Annotated in this window: 19 protein-coding genes; 18 read left to right on the forward strand and 1 reads right to left on the reverse strand. The window is 67.3% G+C overall.

What is annotated here, in order from left to right:
- Positions 1–25 precede the first annotated feature (25 nt).
- The gene (gene ssb / locus D6C00_RS11510) at positions 26–484 is read left to right on the forward strand and encodes a single-stranded DNA-binding protein (RefSeq protein ID WP_125181842.1); all 459 of its coding nucleotides are present in this window, start codon (positions 26–28) and stop codon (positions 482–484) included.
- A 101-nt stretch (positions 485–585) separates the two neighbouring features.
- Here ssb and D6C00_RS11515 read toward each other — a convergent pair whose 3' ends face one another.
- Complete coding sequence (locus D6C00_RS11515; RefSeq protein ID WP_125181843.1) at positions 586–786, reverse strand: hypothetical protein; 201 nt, start codon at positions 784–786, stop codon at positions 586–588.
- Between the two features lie 424 nt (positions 787–1,210).
- On the opposite strand from D6C00_RS11515, the gene mraZ reads away from it, so the two are divergent.
- The 17 genes from mraZ to lpxC all read left to right on the forward strand — a co-directional run bounded on the left by mraZ (position 1,211) and on the right by lpxC (position 20,601).
- Entirely contained in the window at positions 1,211–1,615 is a 405-nt protein-coding gene (gene mraZ, locus D6C00_RS11520; protein ID WP_170165462.1) for a division/cell wall cluster transcriptional repressor MraZ, read from the forward strand.
- 286 nt (positions 1,616–1,901) lie between these two features.
- Positions 1,902–2,828 carry a 16S rRNA (cytosine(1402)-N(4))-methyltransferase RsmH gene (gene rsmH / locus D6C00_RS11525; RefSeq protein ID WP_125181845.1) on the forward strand — a complete coding sequence of 309 codons (927 nt, stop codon included), beginning with the start codon at positions 1,902–1,904 and terminating at the stop codon, positions 2,826–2,828.
- Positions 2,829–2,833: 5 nt separating this feature from the next.
- Complete coding sequence (ftsL, locus tag D6C00_RS11530; RefSeq protein WP_399361257.1) at positions 2,834–3,085, forward strand: cell division protein FtsL; 252 nt, start codon at positions 2,834–2,836, stop codon at positions 3,083–3,085.
- Positions 3,082–4,815: a peptidoglycan D,D-transpeptidase FtsI family protein gene (locus D6C00_RS11535; protein ID WP_125181846.1), complete on the forward strand. Its 1,734-nt coding sequence runs from the start codon at positions 3,082–3,084 to the stop codon at positions 4,813–4,815. The genes ftsL and D6C00_RS11535 overlap by 4 nt, the downstream gene beginning before the upstream one ends.
- Entirely contained in the window at positions 4,812–6,347 is a 1,536-nt protein-coding gene (locus D6C00_RS11540) for a UDP-N-acetylmuramoyl-L-alanyl-D-glutamate--2,6-diaminopimelate ligase (RefSeq protein WP_125181847.1), read from the forward strand. The genes D6C00_RS11535 and D6C00_RS11540 overlap by 4 nt, the downstream gene beginning before the upstream one ends.
- Positions 6,320–7,723 carry a UDP-N-acetylmuramoyl-tripeptide--D-alanyl-D-alanine ligase gene (locus tag D6C00_RS11545; RefSeq protein ID WP_241546854.1) on the forward strand — a complete coding sequence of 468 codons (1,404 nt, stop codon included), beginning with the start codon at positions 6,320–6,322 and terminating at the stop codon, positions 7,721–7,723. Before D6C00_RS11540 ends, D6C00_RS11545 begins: the two co-directional genes overlap by 28 nt.
- Positions 7,723–8,805: a phospho-N-acetylmuramoyl-pentapeptide-transferase gene (mraY, locus tag D6C00_RS11550; protein WP_125181848.1), complete on the forward strand. Its 1,083-nt coding sequence runs from the start codon at positions 7,723–7,725 to the stop codon at positions 8,803–8,805. The genes D6C00_RS11545 and mraY overlap by 1 nt, the downstream gene beginning before the upstream one ends.
- Before the next feature lie 118 nt (positions 8,806–8,923).
- Positions 8,924–10,267, forward strand: a complete 1,344-nt coding sequence (gene murD, locus D6C00_RS11555) for a UDP-N-acetylmuramoyl-L-alanine--D-glutamate ligase (RefSeq protein WP_125181849.1) — start codon at positions 8,924–8,926, stop codon at positions 10,265–10,267.
- A complete protein-coding gene (gene ftsW / locus D6C00_RS11560) occupies positions 10,264–11,478 on the forward strand; it encodes a putative lipid II flippase FtsW (protein ID WP_125181850.1) in 1,215 nt (404 codons plus the stop codon). Before murD ends, ftsW begins: the two co-directional genes overlap by 4 nt.
- On the forward strand, positions 11,475–12,581 hold the full coding sequence (murG, locus tag D6C00_RS11565) for an undecaprenyldiphospho-muramoylpentapeptide beta-N-acetylglucosaminyltransferase (protein ID WP_125181851.1): 1,107 nt from the start codon (positions 11,475–11,477) through the stop codon (positions 12,579–12,581). Before ftsW ends, murG begins: the two co-directional genes overlap by 4 nt.
- Complete coding sequence (gene murC / locus D6C00_RS11570) at positions 12,578–14,032, forward strand: UDP-N-acetylmuramate--L-alanine ligase (protein ID WP_241546855.1); 1,455 nt, start codon at positions 12,578–12,580, stop codon at positions 14,030–14,032. Before murG ends, murC begins: the two co-directional genes overlap by 4 nt.
- Before the next feature lie 183 nt (positions 14,033–14,215).
- Positions 14,216–15,130 carry a UDP-N-acetylmuramate dehydrogenase gene (gene murB / locus D6C00_RS11575; protein ID WP_125181852.1) on the forward strand — a complete coding sequence of 305 codons (915 nt, stop codon included), beginning with the start codon at positions 14,216–14,218 and terminating at the stop codon, positions 15,128–15,130.
- Positions 15,127–16,080 (forward strand): D-alanine--D-alanine ligase, encoded by a 954-nt coding sequence (locus D6C00_RS11580; RefSeq protein ID WP_241546856.1) that lies wholly within the window; start codon positions 15,127–15,129, stop codon positions 16,078–16,080. The genes murB and D6C00_RS11580 overlap by 4 nt, the downstream gene beginning before the upstream one ends.
- Entirely contained in the window at positions 16,077–16,862 is a 786-nt protein-coding gene (locus tag D6C00_RS11585) for a cell division protein FtsQ/DivIB (protein ID WP_125181853.1), read from the forward strand. Before D6C00_RS11580 ends, D6C00_RS11585 begins: the two co-directional genes overlap by 4 nt.
- 1 nt (position 16,863) lies before the next feature.
- Positions 16,864–18,096, forward strand: a complete 1,233-nt coding sequence (ftsA, locus tag D6C00_RS11590; RefSeq protein ID WP_125181854.1) for a cell division protein FtsA — start codon at positions 16,864–16,866, stop codon at positions 18,094–18,096.
- A 77-nt stretch (positions 18,097–18,173) separates the two neighbouring features.
- Positions 18,174–19,337, forward strand: a complete 1,164-nt coding sequence (ftsZ, locus tag D6C00_RS11595) for a cell division protein FtsZ (RefSeq protein ID WP_125181855.1) — start codon at positions 18,174–18,176, stop codon at positions 19,335–19,337.
- 349 nt (positions 19,338–19,686) lie between these two features.
- Positions 19,687–20,601 (forward strand): UDP-3-O-acyl-N-acetylglucosamine deacetylase, encoded by a 915-nt coding sequence (gene lpxC / locus D6C00_RS11600; RefSeq protein ID WP_241546857.1) that lies wholly within the window; start codon positions 19,687–19,689, stop codon positions 20,599–20,601.
- Positions 20,602–20,626 lie beyond the last annotated feature (25 nt).

Raw genomic sequence — 20,626 nt, forward strand, 5'->3', positions numbered from 1 at the left:
TAATTCAGACAGTCAGGAGAAACGCATGGCGCGCGGTATCAACAAGGTGATTCTGGTCGGCAATCTGGGCAAGGATCCCGAGGTCCGGTACATGCCCAGCGGCGGGGCCGTGGCCAACGTCACGCTGGCCACCTCGGACCAATGGAAGGACAAGCAGACCGGCGAGCAGCGCGAGCGCACGGAATGGCACAATGTGGTGTTCTACCAGCGCCTGGCCGAGATCGTCGGCGAGTACCTGAAGAAGGGCTCGCAGGTCTATGTCGAGGGCAGTCTGCGCACCCGCAAGTGGCAGGACAAGAACGGCAACGACCGCTATACCACCGAGATCATCGCCAACGAGATGCAGATGCTGGGCGGTCGTGGCGGCGGTGGCGGCGGCAGTGCCAGCTACAACAGCAGCAAGGCCCCCGCGGCCGAGAGCCAGGCCGGCGGCGGTTCAGGCGGCGGCTTCGACGAGGGCTTTGACGACGATATCCCGTTCTGACGAGGCAGGATGGGTGGAGGCGCTTGCGCCACAACCCATCGCCGTACCGGCCACAGAATGGGTTGCGCTATGCTCCACCCATCCTGCGAACTGCTCCCGTCTCACAATCCCGCCTCCCGTAACGCCGCCAGCTGGCGGCGCTTCTGCAGCAGTAGGGCATCATAGGCCTGGCTGAGCGCCCGTTCGTAGGCACAGTCACCGTCCAGTCCCATGGTTCTCAGGCGGCGTTCCAGTTGCGCGATCTCCTGACGGATTTCCCGGGGGCAGGACGGGTGGCTCGGGACGGCTGTGATGGTTTTCATTTCCTTCTCCATGCATTGTTTTCCCCACACTAGCCGGCGAATGTGACCGCAGGATGACGGTGGGCGGGGCCACCGGGTGGGATTTTACTCCCGGCCGCAGGACACTGCCGGGCGGTTGTATCTATTTGTTTTTCTGGCTATTTCCCGTTTAACCTTAATTATTTTATGAGGTTATATATATAACCAACTGATTATCCTTGACAATAACGGCTTCACCCTCCCGATGCCGAGCTCAGCTATAACCAATTGAAATTTCTTGAGGAATTTCTCGCGTTTTTTCCCGAATTCGCTTGACGCCTTCAGCTTCCCTACCTATAGTGTCGAAAAGTGGGATGAAGTGGTAGAAAGTGGAAAAAAGAGGATAACGGGGGGATTCTTGTCCGATTCCGGGGGGCAGACCATCAATCTGGATGCCAAGGGTCGCATGGCGTTGCCGACGGGCTATCGCCAGGGCCTGATTGCCAGATGTGAAGGGCGGATGGTGCTGACCATCCACCATGACGGTTGCCTGTTGCTGTATCCCGCCCCCGAATGGGAGGAGATCGAGCGCAAGCTGATTCGTCTCCCCAACCAGAACCCCGCCGTTCGCCGGCTCCAGCGCATGCTGCTGGGCCATGCCACCGAAGTTGAAATGGACAGTCATGGTCGCATCCTCCTGCCGTCCCGGCTGCGCGAATTCGCCAACCTGGAGAAGAGGGTAGTCCTGGCCAACCTGGTCAACAAGTTTGAAATCTGGAACGAGGAGGCCTGGGCGAAGGATCGCGAGCGCTGGATCAACGAGGGCGGGACGGAATCGGTTCCGGAAGTACTCGACAATCTGAGTATCTAGGGCCTGCTGGTGCCCGCCACACCATGGCGTTGCTGCACCAAAAGGCGCCAGACAATACCCAAAGGGCATAAAGGCGCGAGGAGTGAAGCTTGGTCATTCCAAATGAACGACGAGCAACGCGGTATGGCGCCTTTTGGTGCGCAACCCGGAGGGACGGGGTCCATTTGCTGCGAGTCTACGTTGCGCCTCGCTTATGTACAGCAAGTACACCGCACTCAGCGCGCCTTGACTCGCAGCAAATGGACCTCCGTCGCCATGGTGTGGCGGGCGCCAGCAGGCCCTAGTGGTGTCGGAGGATTTTCATCATCCGGTGCTGCTGCAGGAAGCGCTGGAGGCGCTGGCCGTGCGTACGGACGGCATCTATGTCGATGCCACCTTCGGTCGCGGTGGCCATGCCGCGGCCATTCTCGAGCGGCTGGGTCCTGAAGGCAGGCTCTATGCCATGGACCGGGACCCGGAGGCGATCGCCGCGGCGCAGCGTTTCGAACAGGACCGGCGGTTTCATATCACCAGAGGATCATTCGCCATGCTGGGCGCGATGGCACAGGCAGCGGGGATCGAAGGCAGGGTCAGCGGTGTGCTGCTCGACCTCGGGGTCTCCTCGCCGCAGCTCGACGACCCCCGGCGCGGCTTCAGCTTCCTCGGCGACGGTCCCCTGGACATGCGTATGGATCCGGAGCAGGGCATGAGTGCCGCTGACTGGCTCGGTCAGGCCTCCGAGCAGGAGATCGTGCGGGTGTTGAAGGTGTATGGCGAGGAGCGCTTCGCCCGGCGTATCGCCCGCGCCATCCTGGCCGCGCGCCAGGAGACGCCCATCACCCGCACCGGCCGCCTGGCCGAGATCATTGCCGCCGCGGTGCCGAAGCGCGAGCCCGGCAGGCATCCGGCCACCCGCAGCTTTCAGGCCATCCGCATCCATGTGAACCGCGAGCTGGAAGAGCTGGAGACAGTCCTGCCGCAGGCGGTGGATCTGCTCGCTCCGGGCGGGCGGCTGGTGGTGATCAGCTTTCATTCCCTGGAGGACCGCCTGGTCAAGCGCTTCATGCGCAGGGAGTGCAAGGGCGAGGAACTGCCGCTGGATCTGCCGGTCACCGGCACGGCCCAGGGCCGCCTGCGCCTGGTCGGCAAGGCGCGCCATGCCGGCGAGGCGGAGATCCGGGCCAATCCCCGGGCGCGCAGTGCCGTGTTGCGGGTCGCGGAGCGATTGCATTGAAGCTGGTGCTGGCACTGCTGCTGGCCGGGGTGATCGCCTCCGGTGTGGGCGTGGTCTATGCGCGACACCAGAGCCGGGCGCTGTTCGTGCAGTTGCAGTCCCTGCTGAGCGAGCGTGATGCGCTGAACATCGAATGGGGCCAGTTGCAGCTCGAGCAGAGCACCCTGGCCACGCACGGCCGGATCGAGCGGCTGGCAACCGAGCGGCTGGACATGCATGTGCCGGCCCATGACGAAATCATCCTGGTGAAGCCATGACGACGCCAAACATTGCAGGCAGGCAGCAGTACCGCCATTTCCTGGTGCTGGCGGTCTTCGCCTTCGGGCTGCTGGTGCTGCTGTGGCGGGTGGTGGATCTGCAATGGTTCGACCGCAGCTTCCTGCAGGGCCAGGCCGATGCCCGTCACCTGCGCACGGTCTCGCTGCCGGCGCACCGGGGCATGATCACCGATCGCAATGGCGAGCCGCTGGCAGTGAGTACGCCGGTGGATTCGGTCTGGGCCAATCCGCAGGAACTGGTGCCGGCGCGCGAATACCTGCAGGCACTGGCCAGGATCCTGGAACTCGATATCGACTATCTGCAGCGACTGCTGGGCCGACGTGCCGACCGCGAATTCGTCTATCTGCGTCGTCATGTGCCGCCGGCCACGGCCGCCCAGGTCAGGGCGCTGGACGCCCCCGGCGTCTATCTGCAGCGTGAATACCGCCGCTACTACCCCGACGGTGAAGTGGTGGCGCACGTCATCGGTTTCACCGACATCGACGACCGCGGTCAGGAAGGTCTGGAGCTGGCCTATGACGACTGGCTCAGCGGCGCCGACGGCGCCAAGCGCGTGCTCAAGGACGGCCGCCATCACGTAATCGCCGACGTGGAACTGATCCGTCCGGCCAGCCCGGGCAAGGACCTGCGTCTGAGTATCGACCGGCGCATCCAGTACCAGGCCTATCGTGAATTGAAGAGCGCAGTGCGGCGCCACCGTGCCAGCTCGGGCTCGGTGGTGGTGCTGGATGCCGTCACCGGCGAGGTGCTGGCCATGGTCAATCAGCCTTCGTTCAATCCCAACAACCGCCATGCCATACAGCCGGGTGCGGTGCGCAACCGGGCCGTGACCGACGTCCTCGAGCCGGGCTCCACCATGAAACCCTTCACCATCGCCGCGGCCCTGCAGAGCGGGCGTTATGACCGCGACAGCACGGTGAATACCGCGCCCGGTTATTACCGGGTGGGACGCAACACGGTGCGCGACGAGCACGACAACGGCCGGCTCGATCTGGCCGGTGTCATCCGCAAGTCCAGTAACGTCGGCGCCAGTAAGATCGCCCTGTCGCTGCCCCCGGAGCAGATGTGGCAGGTCTACAGCGGTGCCGGTTTCGGCACCAGCGTTGGCACCGGCTTCCCCGGCGAGGTCTCCGGCGTGCTGGCCAGCCATCACCGTTGGCAGCAGATCGAGCAGGCAACGCTCGCGTTCGGTTACGGCATCTCGGTCACTCCCCTGCAACTGGCGCGCGCCTATGGGCTGCTGGCCAATGAGGGCCGGCTGATGCCGGTGAGCTTCCTGCATCAGGAGGAGGCGCCCCGGGGCAGGCCCGTGCTGGATCCGGCCGCGGTGCGCTCGGTGCGGCGCATGATGGAGGATGTCGTCAGTGACCGCGGCACCGCGCCGCTGGCCCGCGTGCCCGGTTACCGGGTCGCCGGCAAGACCGGCACCGTGCACAAGGCCACCGCCGGCGGTTATGCCGAGGACCGCTACAATGCCCTGTTTGTCGGCATGGCGCCGGCCTCTGATCCGCGCCTGGTCGTGGCGGTGGTGATCAATGATCCGCGCGGCGAGGACTATTTCGGCGGCAAGGTTGCCGGGCCGGTGTTCTCCCGGGTCATGTCCGGCGCCCTGCGATTGCTGAACCTGGCGCCGGATGGCGAATCCGCGCCGCGGCAGGACGTCCCGGCACCCCTGCTGCGCCAGGCCGCGGCGGGAGGCCCGGCATGATGGTGGCCGAAGCACTGCATCCGGGCCTGCCGCTGTCCCGCCTGCTGGCGGGCATCGCCCCGGTCACTCCGGCCCAGGACCTGACCGTGACCGGGTTGGCGCTGGACAGCCGCCGGGTCCGGCCCGGGGATCTGTTCTTCGCCCTGGCCGGTGTGCACCAGCACGGGCTGCGCCATGTAGCCGAGGCCTGCCGCCACGGTGCGGCGGCCGTGTGCTGGGAGCCGGATGACGAAATCGACGAAAGCATCCCCGAGCTGCAGGGCCTGAACCTGCCGGTACTGGCCGTGCCCGGTCTGGGCGCTCAGGTCTCGATCATTGCCGACCGCTTCTACGGTCACCCCTCGCGCGACCTCTACACCGTGGGCGTGACCGGTACCGACGGCAAGACTTCCTGCACCCATTTCATCGCCCAGGCCCTGCACAACCCGGACCGCGCCTGCGGCCTGATCGGTACCCTGGGGGCCGGTCTGTATGACGCCCTGGATCCGGCCACCCACACCACGCCGGACCCGATCAGCCTGCAGGCCATCCTGGCCGGGATGCGTGATCAGGGTGCGCGGGCGGTGGTGATGGAGGTCTCCTCCCACGCCCTGGACCAGGCCCGCGCCGGCGGCGTGCATTTCGATGTGGCCGTGCTCACCCACGTCAGCCGTGATCATCTGGATTATCACGGCAGTGAAGCGGCCTACCGCGACGCCAAGCGCCGGCTGTTCCGTTTCCCCTCGCTGCGCCTGGCCGTGCTCAATGCCGATGACGATCTGGGCCGGGAACTGCTGGCCGCCGATGCGCTGGCCTGCCCGGTCTGTGCCTACGCGCTGGAGGCGACCGGGCTGGCGCGCCGCAGCGATCGCTTCGTGATCGCCGAGCAGGTGGAGACGGCGCGTACCGGCCTGCACCTGGAACTCGTGACCCACCAGGGCCGGGCCGAACTGCGCTCCGGCCTGCTCGGTCGCTTCAACGCGGCCAACCTGCTGGCCGCCCTGGCCGTGCTGCTCGATCGGGGCCTGAGTCTGGCGCAGGCCGTGCAGCGGCTGGAGGGCGTGACCACCGTGCCGGGCCGGATGGAGGCGCTGGGCGGCAGTGATGGCCGGCCGCTGGTGGTGATCGACTATGCCCACACCCCGCGCGCCCTGGAACAGGTGCTGCTGGCGTTGCGCGAACACTGCCGCGGTCGCCTGTGGTGCGTCTTCGGCGCCGGCGGCGAACGCGATCCGGGCAAGCGGCCGCTGATGGGCGCGGCGGCCGGGCGCCTGGCCGACTTCGTCATGCTGACCACTGACAATCCGCGCCACGAGGACCCGACCCAGATCATCGTGGACATCCTCGGCGGTGCCGCCGATCCGGACGCCTGCTACATCCAGCCCGACCGGGCACGCGCCATCGAACATGTGCTGGAACTGGCCCGTCCCGAGGATGTGGTGCTGGTTGCCGGTAAGGGTCATGAGGACTATCAGCTCATTGGCGAGCGGCGGCTGCACTTCAGCGATCGTGAGGTGGTACAGACATGGTTCGCCTCCGGGAGGGCGTCATGATCGCCATGGCGTTGTCCGAAGCGGCCCGCACCGTGGCAGGCCGGCTGCAGGGGGTGGATGCCCGCTTCGCCGGTTTGAGCACCGACAGCCGCAGTCTGGAGCGGGGCAACCTGTTCGTGGCCCTGACCGGCGAGCGCTTCGATGGTCATGACTATCTCGACCAGGTCGCGGCGGCGGGGGCGGCCGGTGCACTGGTGAGCACGGCAGTGGCTGGCAGCCTGCCCTGTATCCGGGTGAGTGATACCCGCCGGGCCCTGGGCGGCCTGGCTGCTGCCTGGCGCACGCGCTTCGACATCCCGCTGGTCGCCGTGACCGGCAGCAACGGCAAGACCACGGTCAAGGAGATGCTGGCGGCCATCCTGGGTGAGGAACACCGGGTGCTGGCCACCCGCGGGAATCTGAACAATGACATCGGCGTGCCCCTGACCCTGGCCCGGCTGGGCGAAGAGCACACGGCGGCCGTGATCGAGATGGGTGCCAACCATCCCGGCGAGATCGCCTGGCTCACCGATCTGGCGCGTCCCACGGTGGCCCTGATCACCAATGCCGGGCCCGCGCATCTGGAAGGTTTCGGCAGTCTCGAGGGCGTGGCCCGGGCCAAGGCCGAGATATATGACGGCCTGGATGCTGAGGGCCTGGCCGTGGTCAATCGCGACGACGCCTTTGCCGGCTACTGGCTGGAACGGCTGCAGGGGCGTCGGATCATGACCTTCGGGCTTGAGGTTGAATCCGATATCAGCGCCGGCGTGACACCGCTCGCATCGGGCCAGCGGCTGGCGCTGCGCACTCCGGCCGGCAGCATCGACGTTGAACTGGCCCTGCCGGGCCGGCACAACGCCATGAATGCCCTGGCCGCCACGGCGGCTGCCCTGGGCGCGGGCGCCTCCCTGCCGGCCGTGCAGACCGGGCTGGAGCGTATCCGCCCGGTCGGCGGCCGGCTGCAGCTGCACCGCTGCGCCGACGGCATCGGCGTGATCGACGATACCTACAATGCCAATCCCGGCTCGGTGCGCGCGGCCCTGGAGGTCCTGCAGCAACTGCCCGGCGAACACTGGCTGGTGCTGGGTGACATGGGCGAGCTGGGCGGTGACAGCGAGGCGCTGCACCGGGAGATCGGTGCCCAGGCCGCGGCGGCCGGCTGCGACCGGCTGTTCACCCTGGGCGGTCAGGCCGCGGCCGCCGCGCTGGCCTTCTCCGGGCCAGCCGCGCACTTCGATGATATCGAGGCACTGCAGGCCGAGCTGAATACGCAGCTGCACCCCGATGTGCAGCTGCTGGTCAAGGGTTCGCGCAGCATGCGCATGGAGCGGGTGGTGCAGACCCTGCTGGCGCGGCTGCAGCCGCACTCCCAGTTACGACCGGGAGGGTGTCACTGATGCTGCTCTGGCTGGCCGAATTCCTGACCCGGTATCACACCGGGTTCAATGTATTCCAGTACCTGACTCTGCGGGCCATCCTGGGTGTGCTGACCGCGCTGCTGTTCTGTTTCGTGGTCGGACCCTGGATGATCCGCCGCCTGGGCCAGTACCAGATCGGACAGCAGGTGCGCGACGACGGTCCGCAGTCGCATCTCAGCAAGGCCGGCACGCCGACCATGGGCGGGGCCCTGATCCTGTTCGCCGTCAGCTTCGCCACTCTGCTGTGGGCGGATCTGGCCAACCGTTATGTCTGGGTGGTGCTGCTGGGCACGCTCGCCTTCGGCGCCATCGGCTGGGTGGACGATTACAAGAAGCTGGTGCTGAAGAACTCCCGCGGTCTGCCGGCGCGCTGGAAGTATTTCTGGCAGTCGCTGTTCGCCCTGATCATCGCCGCAGTGCTCTATTTCACCGCCCAGGCACCGGTCGAGACCCAGCTGATCCTGCCCTTCTTCAAGGACGTGGCCCTCGACCTCGGCTGGCTGTACTTCGTGCTGGTCTATTTCGTTGTGGTCGGTTCCAGCAATGCCGTGAATCTCACCGACGGCCTGGACGGGCTGGCCATCCTGCCCACGGTGATGATCGCAGGCGCCCTGGCAGTGTTCGCCTACACCACCGGCAACGTGCGCTTTTCCGAATATCTCGGTATCCCCTATGTGCGTGACGTGGGCGAGATCATCATCTTCGCCGGCGCCATCGTCGGTGCCGGGCTGGGCTTTCTCTGGTTCAACGCCTATCCCGCCCAGGTGTTCATGGGCGATGTGGGCGCGCTGGCGCTGGGTGCGGCACTGGGCCTGATGGCCATCGTGGTGCGCCAGGAACTGGTGTACCTGGTCATGGCGGGCGTGTTCGTGATGGAGACCGTCTCCGTCATCCTGCAGGTCGCCTCGTTCAAGCTTACCGGACGGCGCATCTTCCGCATGGCGCCGCTGCACCATCACTTTGAATTGAAGGGCTGGCCGGAGCCGCGCGTGATCGTGCGCTTCTGGATCGTGACCGTGATCCTGGTCCTGATCGGTCTGGCCACACTGAAGATCCGCTGAGGAGAAGGTTATGGATTTGCGCATACAGATGAAGATCGTGGTCCTGACGTTCCTGTTCATGTCCCTGCTGTGGCTGGTGCTCTGACGCGAACGGGTGATGACGCTGGCGCTGACGACAATGGACGCTGAACCGAACCTCGCAACCAAGGTACTGGTGGTCGGCTGTGGCCGCACCGGGCTGTCCTGTGCGCGTTATCTGGCGCGCCAGGGGCTGCAGGTGGCGGTGACCGACACCCGGACCGAGCCGCCCTGCCTGCAGGCACTGCGCGAGGAGCTGCCGGATGTTGCCCTGTTCCTCGGCGGTTTCGACGCGGAGGCCTTCGCCCATGCCGAGCAGATCGTGGTCAGCCCGGGTGTGTCCCTCGCGCATCCGCTGATCGCCGAGGCACGCAGCCGTGGCGTGGAAGTCATCGGCGACATCGAGCTGTTCGCCCGCGCCGCGCACGCGCCGGTGATCGCCATCACCGGCTCCAACGGCAAGAGCACGGTCACCACCCTGGTGCACGAGATGGCGCGGGCGGCCGGCCACCGGGTGCGTGCCGGCGCCAACCTGGGCACGCCGGCGCTGGAGCTGATCGAGGATCCGGAGCCGGACCTGTACGTGCTGGAACTGTCCAGCTTCCAGCTCGAATCCGTGGAAAGCCTCTCGCCCGCCGCGGCGGTGGTGCTGAACATCAGTCCCGATCACCTGGACCGCTACTCGGGCCTGGACGCCTATGCCGCGGCCAAGGCCCGTATCTATCGGAATGCGGGCGCCCGGGTGGTCAATCTGGACGATCCGGTGGCCTGTTCGCTGGCCGACAGCGACCGGCCCACGCTGGGGTTTACCCTGGAGGCGCCCGGGCCGGAGGATTTCGGGCTGCGCGAGCGTGACGGGCAGCTCTGGCTGTGCCGGGGCGAGGAGCCGCTGCTGGCGGCCGGCGAACTCAGGCTGGTGGGTCGCCACAATCTGGCCAATGCCCTGGCCGCGCTGGCGCTGGGCACGGCCATCGGTCTGCCCCGGGCAGCGATGCTGGAGGCCCTGCGCGATTTCGGCGGGCTGGCGCACCGCACCCAGTGGGTGGGCGGCCGCGACGGCGTGGACTGGTACAACGATTCCAAGGCCACCAACATCGGCGCCACCCTGGCCGCCATCGCCGGTTTCAACCGGCCGCTGGTGCTGATCGCCGGCGGCCAGGGCAAGGGGGCGGATTTCGGTCTGCTGCGCCCGGTCTTGTGTGCGCACGCCCGCGCCCTGGTGCTGCTGGGCGAGGCGGCCGCCGGGATCGAGGCGGCCATGGGCGGCTGTGTGCCGGTACGGCGGGTCGATTCCATGGAGGCGGCCGTGGCCGCCGCCGCGGAGTTTGTCCTGCCGGGAGACGCCGTCCTGCTCTCGCCGGCCTGCGCCAGCCAGGACATGTTCATCGACTACCAGGACCGGGGCGAGCGTTTCAGCGCCGCGGTCCGGGAGCGGCTGGAATGAACGCGCTGCTGGCACGTCTGGGCTGGAGCGGCACCGGGCAGGGACTGCGCTGCCCGCGGCTGGATACCGGCCTGTTGCTGGTGACCGCGGCCCTGATGGGGCTGGGGCTGGTGATGGTGGCCTCTGCTTCCATCACGCCGGCCGACCGGGAGCTGCAGCAGCCCTTCTATTATGTCCTGCGCCAGGCGGCCTACATGGGCGTGGGCCTGCTCGCGGCGGCGGCCGTCTTCGGCATCCGCCTGAGCCTGTGGTCGCGCTTCGGCATGATTGCCCTGTTCCTGGCCCTGGGTCTGCTGGCGCTGGTCCTGATTCCCGGCGTGGGCAAGACGGTCAATGGCAGTACCCGCTGGATCGGTGTCGGGCCGGTCAACCTGCAGGTCTCCGAGCCGGTCAAGCTGCTGATGCTGATCTACCTGGCCAGCTACCTGGTGCGCCGGGCCGAGGAGGTGCGCGAACAGTTCAGCGGCTTCTTCAAGCCCATGCTGATGCTGGTGCTGGTGGCCGCGCTGCTGCTGGCGCAGCCGGATTTCGGCGCCATGGTGGTGCTGGTCACCACGGCATTGATCATGATGTTCCTGGCCGGGGTGCGGCTGTGGCAGTTCGGTGCCCTGGTGGCCCTGGCCGGTGGCGCCTTCGCCCTGCTGGCGGTCTCTTCGCCCTATCGCATGGCGCGTCTGACCGCCTTCCTCGATCCCTTCGCCGATCCCTTCAACAGCGGCTATCAGCTGACCCAGTCGCTGATCGCCATCGGCCGCGGCGAATGGTTCGGTGTCGGCCTGGGTGCCAGCGTGCAGAAGCTGTTCTACCTGCCCGAGGCGCACACCGACTTCCTGTTCGCCATCCTGGCCGAGGAACTGGGCATGTTCGGCGTGGTGCTGGTGCTGGCCGGGTTCGCCTTCCTGGTCTGGCGCGCCTTCGCCATCGCCGCTGTGGCCCGGCAGGCCGACGAGCCCTTCGCCGCCTACCTCGCCTATGGCATCGGGACCCTGATCGGGTTGCAGGCGCTGATCAACATGGGCGTGAACATGGGGCTGCTGCCGACCAAGGGACTGACCCTGCCGCTGATGAGCTACGGCGGCAGCAGCCTGCTGGTGATGTGCATCGCCATCGGGCTGTTGCTGCGCATCGACTACGAGACCCGCTGTTCGGTGCACAACCTCAATGGCGACCGCCGGCGGCCGCGCCGGCGCGGCCGGGAGCGACGCGCATGAACGCCGTGACGGCACAGGCACCCGTGCTGGTCATGGCCGGCGGCACCGGTGGGCACGTCTACCCGGCACTGGCGGTGGCCGACGAGCTGACGCGCCGCGAGGTGCCGGTGGTGTGGCTGGGTACGCGCAAGGGATTGGAGGCGCGGGTAGTGCCGGCGGCCGGTTATCCGGTGGAGTGGATCGAGGTCAGCGGTCTGCGCGGCAAGGGGGTGCTCAAACTGCTGCTCGCGCCGCTGATGCTGGCGCATGCCCTGTACCAGGCCTGGCGGGTGATGCGCCGGGTGCGGCCGCGCGCCGTGTTGGGCATGGGCGGTTTTGTTACGGGTCCGGGCGGGATCATGGCCTGGCTCAGCCGCCGTCCGTTGATCATCCATGAACAGAATTCCGTGGCCGGGCTGACCAATCGGCTGCTGGCACCGCTGGCGGCACGGGTGCTGGTGGCCTTCCCCGGCAGTTTCGGCGCCAGGGGTCCGGTTCGGCAGGTGGGCAATCCGGTGCGCGAGACCATCGCCTCCCTGGAGGCGCCGGAGGCCCGCTTCGCAGCGCGTGGCTCCGAGGCGCTGCATCTGCTGGTGCTCGGCGGCAGCCTGGGCGCGGCCGCGCTCAACCGTACAGTGCCCGCCGCGATTGCCGAAATGGCCGCTGACGCCCGGCCGATGATCCGGCATCAGGCGGGCAGCCGCGATATTGAAGCTGCCCGCCAGGCCTATGCCGAGGCCGGTGTCGCGGCCGAGGTACAGGCCTTCATCGAGGACATGGCGCAGGCCTACGCCTGGGCCGATCTGGTGATCTGCCGGGCCGGGGCACTGACCGTGGCCGAGCTGGCCGCCGCCGGCGTGGGGGCGATCCTGGTGCCTTATCCGCATGCGGTCGACGATCACCAGACCGGCAACGCCCGTTACCTCAGCGAGGCCGGTGCCGGCGTGCTGGTCCAGCAGACCGAGCTGAGCGTCGAGCGTCTGCATGCCCTGCTGGCAGAACTGCTGAACGACCGCCGGCGGCTGCTGGCCATGGCCCGTGCGGCGCGCGACCTGGCCCTGCCGGACGCGGCCCGCCGGGTCGCCGACAGCTGCCTGGAACTGGCGGCGGGGAGGGCGGCATGATCGATGCGCACAGCCTGACCGCGGGACAGCCCCAGGGCATGGGCCGGGTGCGCCGGGTGCACTTCGTCGGCATCGGCGGCGCCGGCATGAGCGGCATCGCCGAGGTGATGCTCAACCTGGGCTACCAGGTGCAGGGCTCGGACCTGCGCAGCAATGCGGTCACGCAGCGGCTGCAGGCACTGGGCGCGACCGTCTTTCCCGGCCACGATCCACGGCAGGTTGCCGACGTGGACGTGGTGGTGGTCTCCAGCGCGGTGACCGAGGCCAACCCCGAGGTGAGTGCTGCGCGCGGGCAGCGTATCCCGGTGGTGCCGCGCGCGGAGATGCTGGCTGAACTGATGCGCTTCCGCTACGGCATCGCCGTGGCGGGCACCCACGGCAAGACCACCACCACCAGCCTGGTGGCCAGCCTGCTGGCCGAGGCGGATATGGATCCCACTTATGTGATAGGCGGCAAGCTCAACAGCGCCGACGGCCATGCCCGGCTCGGCACCGGTCGCTACCTGGTGGCCGAGGCGGATGAATCCGATGCCTCCTTCCTCTACCTCCAGCCCATGATCGGCATCGTCACCAACATCGACGCCGATCATCTAGAGACCTACGGCGGCGATTTCGGCCGGCTGCGCCAGACCTTCGTCGAGTTCCTGCACCACCTGCCCTTCTACGGGCTGGCGGTGCTGTGTCTGGATGATGCCGGCGTACGCGCCATCCTGCCGGAGGTTACCCGGCCTTTCCGCACCTATTCGATCGACTCGGCCGAGGCGGATCTCTACACCACGGGGCTGGAACAGCGCGGCCTGCAGATGCATTTCAACCTGCACCGCAAGGGACGCGGGGACAGCATCCCGGTGGTGCTGAACCTGCCGGGCCGGCACAACGTGCTCAACGCCCTGGCGGCGGTGGTGGTTGCCGACGAACTGGGCATTCCGGACGCCGCCATCCGGGCGGGCCTGAGCAACTTCAGCGGCATCGCCCGGCGCAGCCAGTTCCACGGCGAGCTGCAGAGTCCGGCCGGACCGATGCTGCTGGTCGACGACTATGGCCATCACCCCAGCGAGATCAGCGCCACGCTCGCGGCCATCAAGGCCGGCTGGCCCGAGCGGCGCCTGGTGGTGGTGTTTCAGCCGCACCGTTACACCCGTACCCGCGATCTGTTCGAGGACTTCAGTCAGGCCCTGGCGCAGGCGGACGTGCTGTTGCTGTGCGAGGTCTATGCCGCCGGCGAGACACCCATCGCCGGCGCCGACGGCCGTGCCCTGTGCCGCGCCGTGCGGGCCCGCGGCAAGGTGGATCCGGTGTTTGTCGAAGGCGTGGACGAGGTGCCCGAGGTTCTGGGCGGGGTGCTGGAGGCGGGGGATGTGGTGCTCACCCTGGGGGCGGGGGATATCGGTACGGTGCCGGCACGGCTGGAAGCGCTGTGGCCGGCCGGGGCGACGGAGACGGGGAGGTAAGCCAATGGGACAGCGGACACATCTGCGTTTGCACATGGGGTGCGGCGAGGCGCTCAGAAGCCGCTTGGCCGTGTTGTGCGAGCGCCGCAGGGAAGAGGACGTACAGACCGGGTCGGGTCGCGGCACCCGCGCCCTGACCTCGCGCTATGCGGGCCGGATTCGGAGCGGCAACAAGCATTCATGATGGCGGCGAGTACACATAGACCGGAACCGCGCGGCGTGCTGCGACACGACGAGCCGATGTCGCGTCATACCACCTGGCGTGTCGGCGGCCCGGCCCGGGTCTGGTATCAGCCGGCCGATCTCGAGGACCTGGCGGACTTCCTGTCCGGATTGCCGGAGGGCGAGGAGATCGTCTGGGTGGGGCTCGGCAGCAACCTGCTGGTCCGCGACGGCGGTATCCCGGGCGTGGTGATCGCTCCCTTCAGCGGCCTGAACCGGATGGAGCTGCTGGAAGACGGCGGGGTGCGGGTCGAGGCGGGTGTGAGCTGCGCCCGGCTCGCCCGCTTCTGCGGCCGCAATGATCTGGCCGGCGGCGAGTTCCTGGCCGGCATCCCCGGCACCGTCGGCGGCGCCCTGGCGATGAATGCCGGGGCCTTCGGCGGCGAGACCTGGACGCGGGTCGTGGCGGTGGAGACCATCGACCGTCACGGCTGCATCCGGCGGCGTGAGGCCGCTGAATTCGCGGTCGGTTACCGCACGGTACAGGGGACGGCCGGCGAGTGGTTCGTGGCGGCGCACATGCAGTTCGACCAGGGCGAAGCTTCGGCCGCGCAGGCAGATGTCAGACAGCTTCTGGCCCGGCGTAACGAAACCCAGCCGACCAGCCAGCCCAGCTGCGGCTCGGTGTTCCGCAATCCGGAGAACGATCACGCCGCACGTCTGATCGAGGCCTGCGGACTGAAAGGCTACTGCATCGGCGCGGCCTGTGTGTCGGACAAGCATGCGAACTTCATTATCAACACCGGCGGGGCGACGGCGGCCGAGATCGAACAACTGATCGGCCATGTACAGCAGCGGGTGGCCGAACAGTTCGGCATTGAGCTGCATACCGAAGTGCGCATCATCGGTATCGCGGCGACGGAGGCAGACGCGTGAGCCCGGCGCAGACCGCCACCGATATCGATCCGACCGCCTTCGGCAAGGTGGCGGTGCTGCTGGGCGGCACCTCGGCCGAGCGCGAGATATCGCTGAAAAGCGGCCGCGCTGTGCAGGCCGCGCTGATCGAGGCAGGGGTCGATGCGCAGGCGCTGGATCCGGCCGAGCCGGGGGTGTTGCGGCGCCTGGAGGGCGAGGGTTTCGAACGCGTTTTCATCGCCCTGCACGGTCGCGGCGGCGAGGACGGCGTCATGCAGGGTGCGCTGGAAACGCTGGGCCTGCCTTATACCGGCAGCGGCGTACTGGGCTCGGCGCTGGGGATGGACAAGATCCGCACCAAGCAGATCTGGCGCTCGGCCGGCATCCCCACGCCGGAGTTCGCCGTGGTGCGCACGGAAGCTGAACTGCAGCAGGCGCAGGCAGGTCTGACGTTTCCGGTCATCGTCAAGCCGGCGCACGAAGGCTCCAGCCTGGGCATGACCCGGGCGGAGACAGCGGACAGCCTGCTGGCGGCCTGGCAGGAGGCCGCGCGCTTTGACACCGACGTTCTGGTCGAGCGCTGGATCGAGGGCGAGGAATACACGGCTGCCCTGCTGGGCGCTGCAGCGCTGCCCCTGATCAAGCTGGAGACACCGCACAGTTTCTATGACTACGCCGCCAAGTACAGCGCGGGCGACACCCGCTACCTGTGTCCCTGCGGCCTGCCGGCGGCGCGGGAAACCGAACTGCAGGTGCAGTCCCGGGCGGCCTTCGCGGCAGTGGCGGCCAGCGGCTGGGGCCGGGTGGATCTGATGCTGGACGGCCAGGGCCAGCCCTGGTTCATCGAGGTCAACACCGTGCCCGGTATGACGGATCACAGCCTGGTGCCGATGGCGGCACGCGAGGCGGGTATCGATTTCACCCGGTTGGTGCTGCGGATACTGCAGACCAGCGAGGATGCGAAGCGATGAGCAGGAAGAAACCCGGACAGGCGATCAGGCGCGAAGCGGAACAGGCGCCCTCCCGACGCTGGCTGGCGCTGCTCGGCAACGGTCTGGCCGCGGTGGTGCTGGTGCTGGCGCTGACCGGGGTTTATCAGCTGCTCGACTGGCTGCGAGATCCGCATGCCTGGCCGGTGCGCGAGGTGCAGATCGAGGGCGAGTTCCGGCATCTGCGTCATGAGCAGATTGCCGAGGCGACCCGGGACATGCTTCGCCATGGTTTTTTCGGGGTCGAGGTCGGCACGGTCCAGCAGCGCCTGGCCAAACTGCCCTGGGTGGCCGAGGCCGCGGTGCGGCGAGTCTGGCCGGACGGCATGCAGTTGCGCATCCAGGAGCAGGTGCCGGTGGCGCGTTGGGGTGAGGACGGTCTGCTCAATGCCCGGGGCGAGCTGTTCCAGCCGGAGAATGTGGCGGAGTTCGCCGCCCTGCCGAGGCTGGCCGGTCCGATCAGCCTGCGTGAGCGGGTGATCCGGCGCTATATCGAGTTCCGTCAGGCCCTGCAGCAGATCGGCCGCCACCCGGCGGCGATTGAACTGGATGCACGGCGGGCCTGGCGGGTGGAACTGGACAACGGCATGCAGATCCGGCTCGGCCGCCAGGAGGAGGCGCGGCGGATGGCGCTGTTCATCGATATCTATCCGCGGGTCTTCGCCGCCGCGCCGCAGCCGGCGCGCGGCGTGGACATGCGTTACAGCAATGGCTTTGCCGTGCACTGGAAGACAGCCGGGACACCGCGACGGCATGAGGGTTGATATGACGAAAAGGTCGGAAAAGAACATGATCGTGGGGCTGGATATCGGCACCTCCAAGGTGGTCGCCATCGTCGGCGAGGTGCTGCCCGAGGGCAGCATCGAGATCATCGGCATCGGCTCGCATCCCTCGCGCGGGATGAAGAAGGGCGTGGTGGTCAACATCGAGTCCACGGTGCATTCCATCCAGCGGGCCATCGAGGAAGCCGAGCTGATGGCCGGCTGCCAGATCCACTCGGTCTATGCCGGCATCGCCGGCAGTCACATCCGCAGCCTGAACTCGCATGGCATTGTGGCCATCCGCGACAAGGAGGTCACGCCGGGCGACGTGGAGCGGGTCATCGACGCCGCCCGCGCGGTGGCGATTCCCGCCGACCAGAAGATCCTGCACATCCTGCCCCAGGAATTCATCATCGATAACCAGGAAGGCATCAAGGAACCCGTGGGCATGTCCGGCGTGCGCCTGGAGGCCAAGGTGCACCTGGTTACCGGTGCGGTGAGCGCGGCCCAGAACATCATCAAGTGCGTGCGCCGCTGCGGGCTGGAGGTTGACGACATCATCCTCGAGCAGCTGGCTTCGAGCTACTCGGTGCTGACCGAGGACGAGAAGGAGCTGGGCGTGTGCCTGGTCGATATCGGCGGCGGCACCACCGACATGGCCGTGTTCACGGAAGGCTCCATCCGGCATACCTCGGTGATCCCGATCGCGGGCGATCAGGTGACCAACGACATCGCCGTGGCCCTGCGCACGCCGACCCAGCATGCCGAGGAGATCAAGATCAAGTACGCCTGCGCCCTGACCCAGCTGGCCACCGCCGACGACACCATCGAGGTGCCCAGCGTCGGTGACCGCCCGGCGCGACGTCTGGCACGCCACACCCTGGCCGAGGTGGTGGAGCCACGCTACGAGGAGCTGCTCACCCTGGTGCAGTCGGAGCTGCGCCGCAGCGGCTTCGAGGACCTGGTCGCCGCCGGCATCGTGCTGACCGGCGGCAGCTCCAAGATGGAAGGCCTGGTGGACCTGGCCGAGGAGGTGTTCCACATGCCGGTGCGTCTGGGCATGCCGCAGTACATCGCGGGCCTGGCCGACGTGGTGCGCAATCCGATCTATGCCACCGGTGTGGGTCTGTTGCTGTTCGGTAATCAGAATCAGTCCCATCGCAACCTGGACATCCAGGGGCGGGGATTTCGCGGGGTCCTGGACCGGATGAAGAGCTGGTTCCAGGGAAATTTCTAGTTACGCAGTCACGGGATCCCCGGTCGGTCCGGGGCGAAGTGTCACTTAACCATCAAGTGTAATCGAGGAGACGAGCAATGTTTGAACTGATGGATGCATACAGCCAGAACGCTGTAATCAAGGTAATGGGCGTCGGCGGCGGCGGCGGCAACGCGCTGCAGCACATGGTCGAGGCCTGTATCGAGGGTGTGGATTTCATCTGCGCCAACACCGACGCCCAGGCGCTGCAGAATGTTTCGGCGCCGGTCACCCTGCAGCTGGGTTCCAGCATCACCAAGGGGCTGGGCGCCGGCGCCAACCCGGAAGTCGGCCGCCAGGCCGCGATGGAGGACCGCGATCGCATCGCCGAGGCCATCGAGGGTTCGGATATGCTGTTCATCACCGCCGGTATGGGCGGCGGCACCGGCACCGGGGCGGCCCCCATCGTGGCCCAGGTGGCGCGCGACATGGGCATTCTGACCGTGGCCGTGGTGACCAAGCCGTTCCCGTTCGAGGGGCGCAAGCGCATGGATGTCGCGCACAAGGGCATGGAGGAACTGGGCCAGTACGTGGACTCGCTCATTACCATTCCCAATGAGAAGCTGCTGAGCGTGCTGGGCAAGAACATGAGCCTGCTGGACGCCTTCAAGGCCGCCAATGACGTGCTGCTGGGCGCGGTGCAGGGTATCGCCGAGCTGATCACCCGGCCGGGCCTGATCAACGTGGACTTCGCCGATGTGCGCACCGTCATGTCCGAGATGGGTATGGCCATGATGGGCACCGGCGTGGGCCGCGGCGAGGACCGCGCGCGCGAGGCTGCCGAGGCCGCGGTCAACAGTCCGTTGCTGGAGGATATCAACCTGCTGGGCGCGGCCGGCATCCTGGTCAATGTCACCGCCGGCATGGATCTGTCCATCGGCGAGTTCGAGGAGGTCGGCAACACGGTCAAGGAGTTCGCCTCCGAGAACGCCACCGTCGTGGTCGGCACCGTCATCGATCCGGAGATGAGCGATGAACTGCGGGTGACCGTGGTGGCCACGGGCCTGGGCCGGCCGGCCCAGGCCAACCGGCCGGATGAGCAGCCCACGGTCAAGCTGGTGGAGAAGAAGAACAACGGCGAAGTGGACTACGAGCAGCTGAACCGGCCCACCGTGATGCGCAAGCGGGCCGCCGGTGCAGACCACGGCTCGGCCGCTCAGAACTACGACAACGACCTGGAGTACCTGGATATTCCGGCATTTCTGCGCCGCCAGGCGGACTGAGCCGTCCGTCGGCTCCGGCGGACCGGACGCCGGGGCGGCTGAGGGCTGCGGGGTCGGTGGATCCCGAAGGGTTGGGCCGCGGCGGATGGCGCCGGCCTTGGCTTCGTCTCCTCGAGCCGGGGCTGCTCGTCGCGGTCGTTTATTCGGAAATCCCGGTGCGATGGCGGGAAAGCTGGTGGTGCTGGCCTGGATATTGCCTGTATCGGACCTGTCAGCGGGGTATCCTCCTGCTGCTGTGACCGACTTGACCAAAGTCACGTCCGGCCGCATTCAGGCTGTGTTAGCATCACGCCGATTCATTCGTGGCGTAACTGTACCGCCACCCATCAGTCAAGGTAATGAAACGTCCATGATCCGACAGCGCACTCTCAAGAATATCATCCGGGCCACCGGCGTGGGCCTGCATACGGGCGAGAAGGTGTTCCTTACCCTGCGCCCGGCCGCACCCGACACCGGCATCGTGTTCCGGCGTACCGACCTGGAGCCGCCGGTCGAGATCAAGGCCAGCCCGGACAATGTGGGCGATACCCGCCTGTCGACCTCGCTGGTGCGGGACGGGGCGCGCATCTCCACGGTGGAACACCTGCTGTCGGCCTTTGCCGGCCTGGGCATCGACAATGCCTGGGTGGACCTGAGCGCGCCCGAGGTGCCGATCATGGACGGCAGCGCCGGGCCGTTCGTCTTCCTGGTGCAGTCGGCCGGCATCGAGGAGCAGAACGCGCCCAAGCGCTTTGTGCGCATCAAACGGCCGGTGCGGGTCGAAGAGGGTGACAAGTGGGCCAGCCTCGAGCCCTTCGATGGCTTCAAGGTGGGTTTTACCATCGATTTCGACCATCCCGTCTTTCACGGCCATGCCCAGTGCGTGGAGATCGACTTCTCCACCACCTCCTTCGTGCGCGAGGTCAGCCGGGCCCGCACCTTCGGCTTCATGCGCGAGATCGAGCAGTTGCGCGAGCGCCGGCTGGCGCTGGGGGGCAGCCTGGACAATGCCATCGTGGTGGATGACTACCGGGTACTGAACGAGGACGGGCTGCGTTACGAGGACGAGTTCGTCAAGCACAAGATCCTGGACGCGGTCGGCGATCTGTATCTGCTCGGCCACAGCCTGATCGGTGCCTTCCATGGTCACAAGTCCGGCCACGCCCTGAACAACCGGCTGCTGCGGGCGCTGTTGGCCGACGCCGAGGCCTGGGAGACGGTGAGTTTCGAGGACGAGGCCGCCGCCGCCCCGGTTGCCTACCTGCGGCCGGTGCCCTCGGCCTGACGCCGCGGCTCCCTGTCCACGGCAA

Origin of the sequence: Thiohalobacter thiocyanaticus, assembly GCF_003932505.1 — a bacterium.
Taxonomy (GTDB): domain Bacteria; phylum Pseudomonadota; class Gammaproteobacteria; order Thiohalobacterales; family Thiohalobacteraceae; genus Thiohalobacter; species Thiohalobacter thiocyanaticus.

Coding starts and splice junctions, on each gene's coding strand:
- D6C00_RS11545 (WP_241546854.1), top strand. CDS start 6,320: ATGGTTCGCCTCCGGGAGGGCGTCATGATCGCCATGGCGTTGTCCGAA.
- mraZ (WP_170165462.1), top strand. CDS start 1,211: ATGGCGTTGCCGACGGGCTATCGCCAGGGCCTGATTGCCAGATGTGAA.
- murG (WP_125181851.1), top strand. CDS start 11,475: ATGAACGCCGTGACGGCACAGGCACCCGTGCTGGTCATGGCCGGCGGC.
- D6C00_RS11535 (WP_125181846.1), top strand. CDS start 3,082: ATGACGACGCCAAACATTGCAGGCAGGCAGCAGTACCGCCATTTCCTG.
- D6C00_RS11515 (WP_125181843.1), bottom strand. CDS start 786: ATGAAAACCATCACAGCCGTCCCGAGCCACCCGTCCTGCCCCCGGGAA.
- lpxC (WP_241546857.1), top strand. CDS start 19,687: ATGATCCGACAGCGCACTCTCAAGAATATCATCCGGGCCACCGGCGTG.
- ftsW (WP_125181850.1), top strand. CDS start 10,264: ATGAACGCGCTGCTGGCACGTCTGGGCTGGAGCGGCACCGGGCAGGGA.
- murB (WP_125181852.1), top strand. CDS start 14,216: ATGGCGGCGAGTACACATAGACCGGAACCGCGCGGCGTGCTGCGACAC.
- ssb (WP_125181842.1), top strand. CDS start 26: ATGGCGCGCGGTATCAACAAGGTGATTCTGGTCGGCAATCTGGGCAAG.
- ftsA (WP_125181854.1), top strand. CDS start 16,864: ATGACGAAAAGGTCGGAAAAGAACATGATCGTGGGGCTGGATATCGGC.
- mraY (WP_125181848.1), top strand. CDS start 7,723: ATGCTGCTCTGGCTGGCCGAATTCCTGACCCGGTATCACACCGGGTTC.
- D6C00_RS11540 (WP_125181847.1), top strand. CDS start 4,812: ATGATGGTGGCCGAAGCACTGCATCCGGGCCTGCCGCTGTCCCGCCTG.
- ftsZ (WP_125181855.1), top strand. CDS start 18,174: ATGTTTGAACTGATGGATGCATACAGCCAGAACGCTGTAATCAAGGTA.
- murC (WP_241546855.1), top strand. CDS start 12,578: ATGATCGATGCGCACAGCCTGACCGCGGGACAGCCCCAGGGCATGGGC.
- D6C00_RS11585 (WP_125181853.1), top strand. CDS start 16,077: ATGAGCAGGAAGAAACCCGGACAGGCGATCAGGCGCGAAGCGGAACAG.
- murD (WP_125181849.1), top strand. CDS start 8,924: ATGGACGCTGAACCGAACCTCGCAACCAAGGTACTGGTGGTCGGCTGT.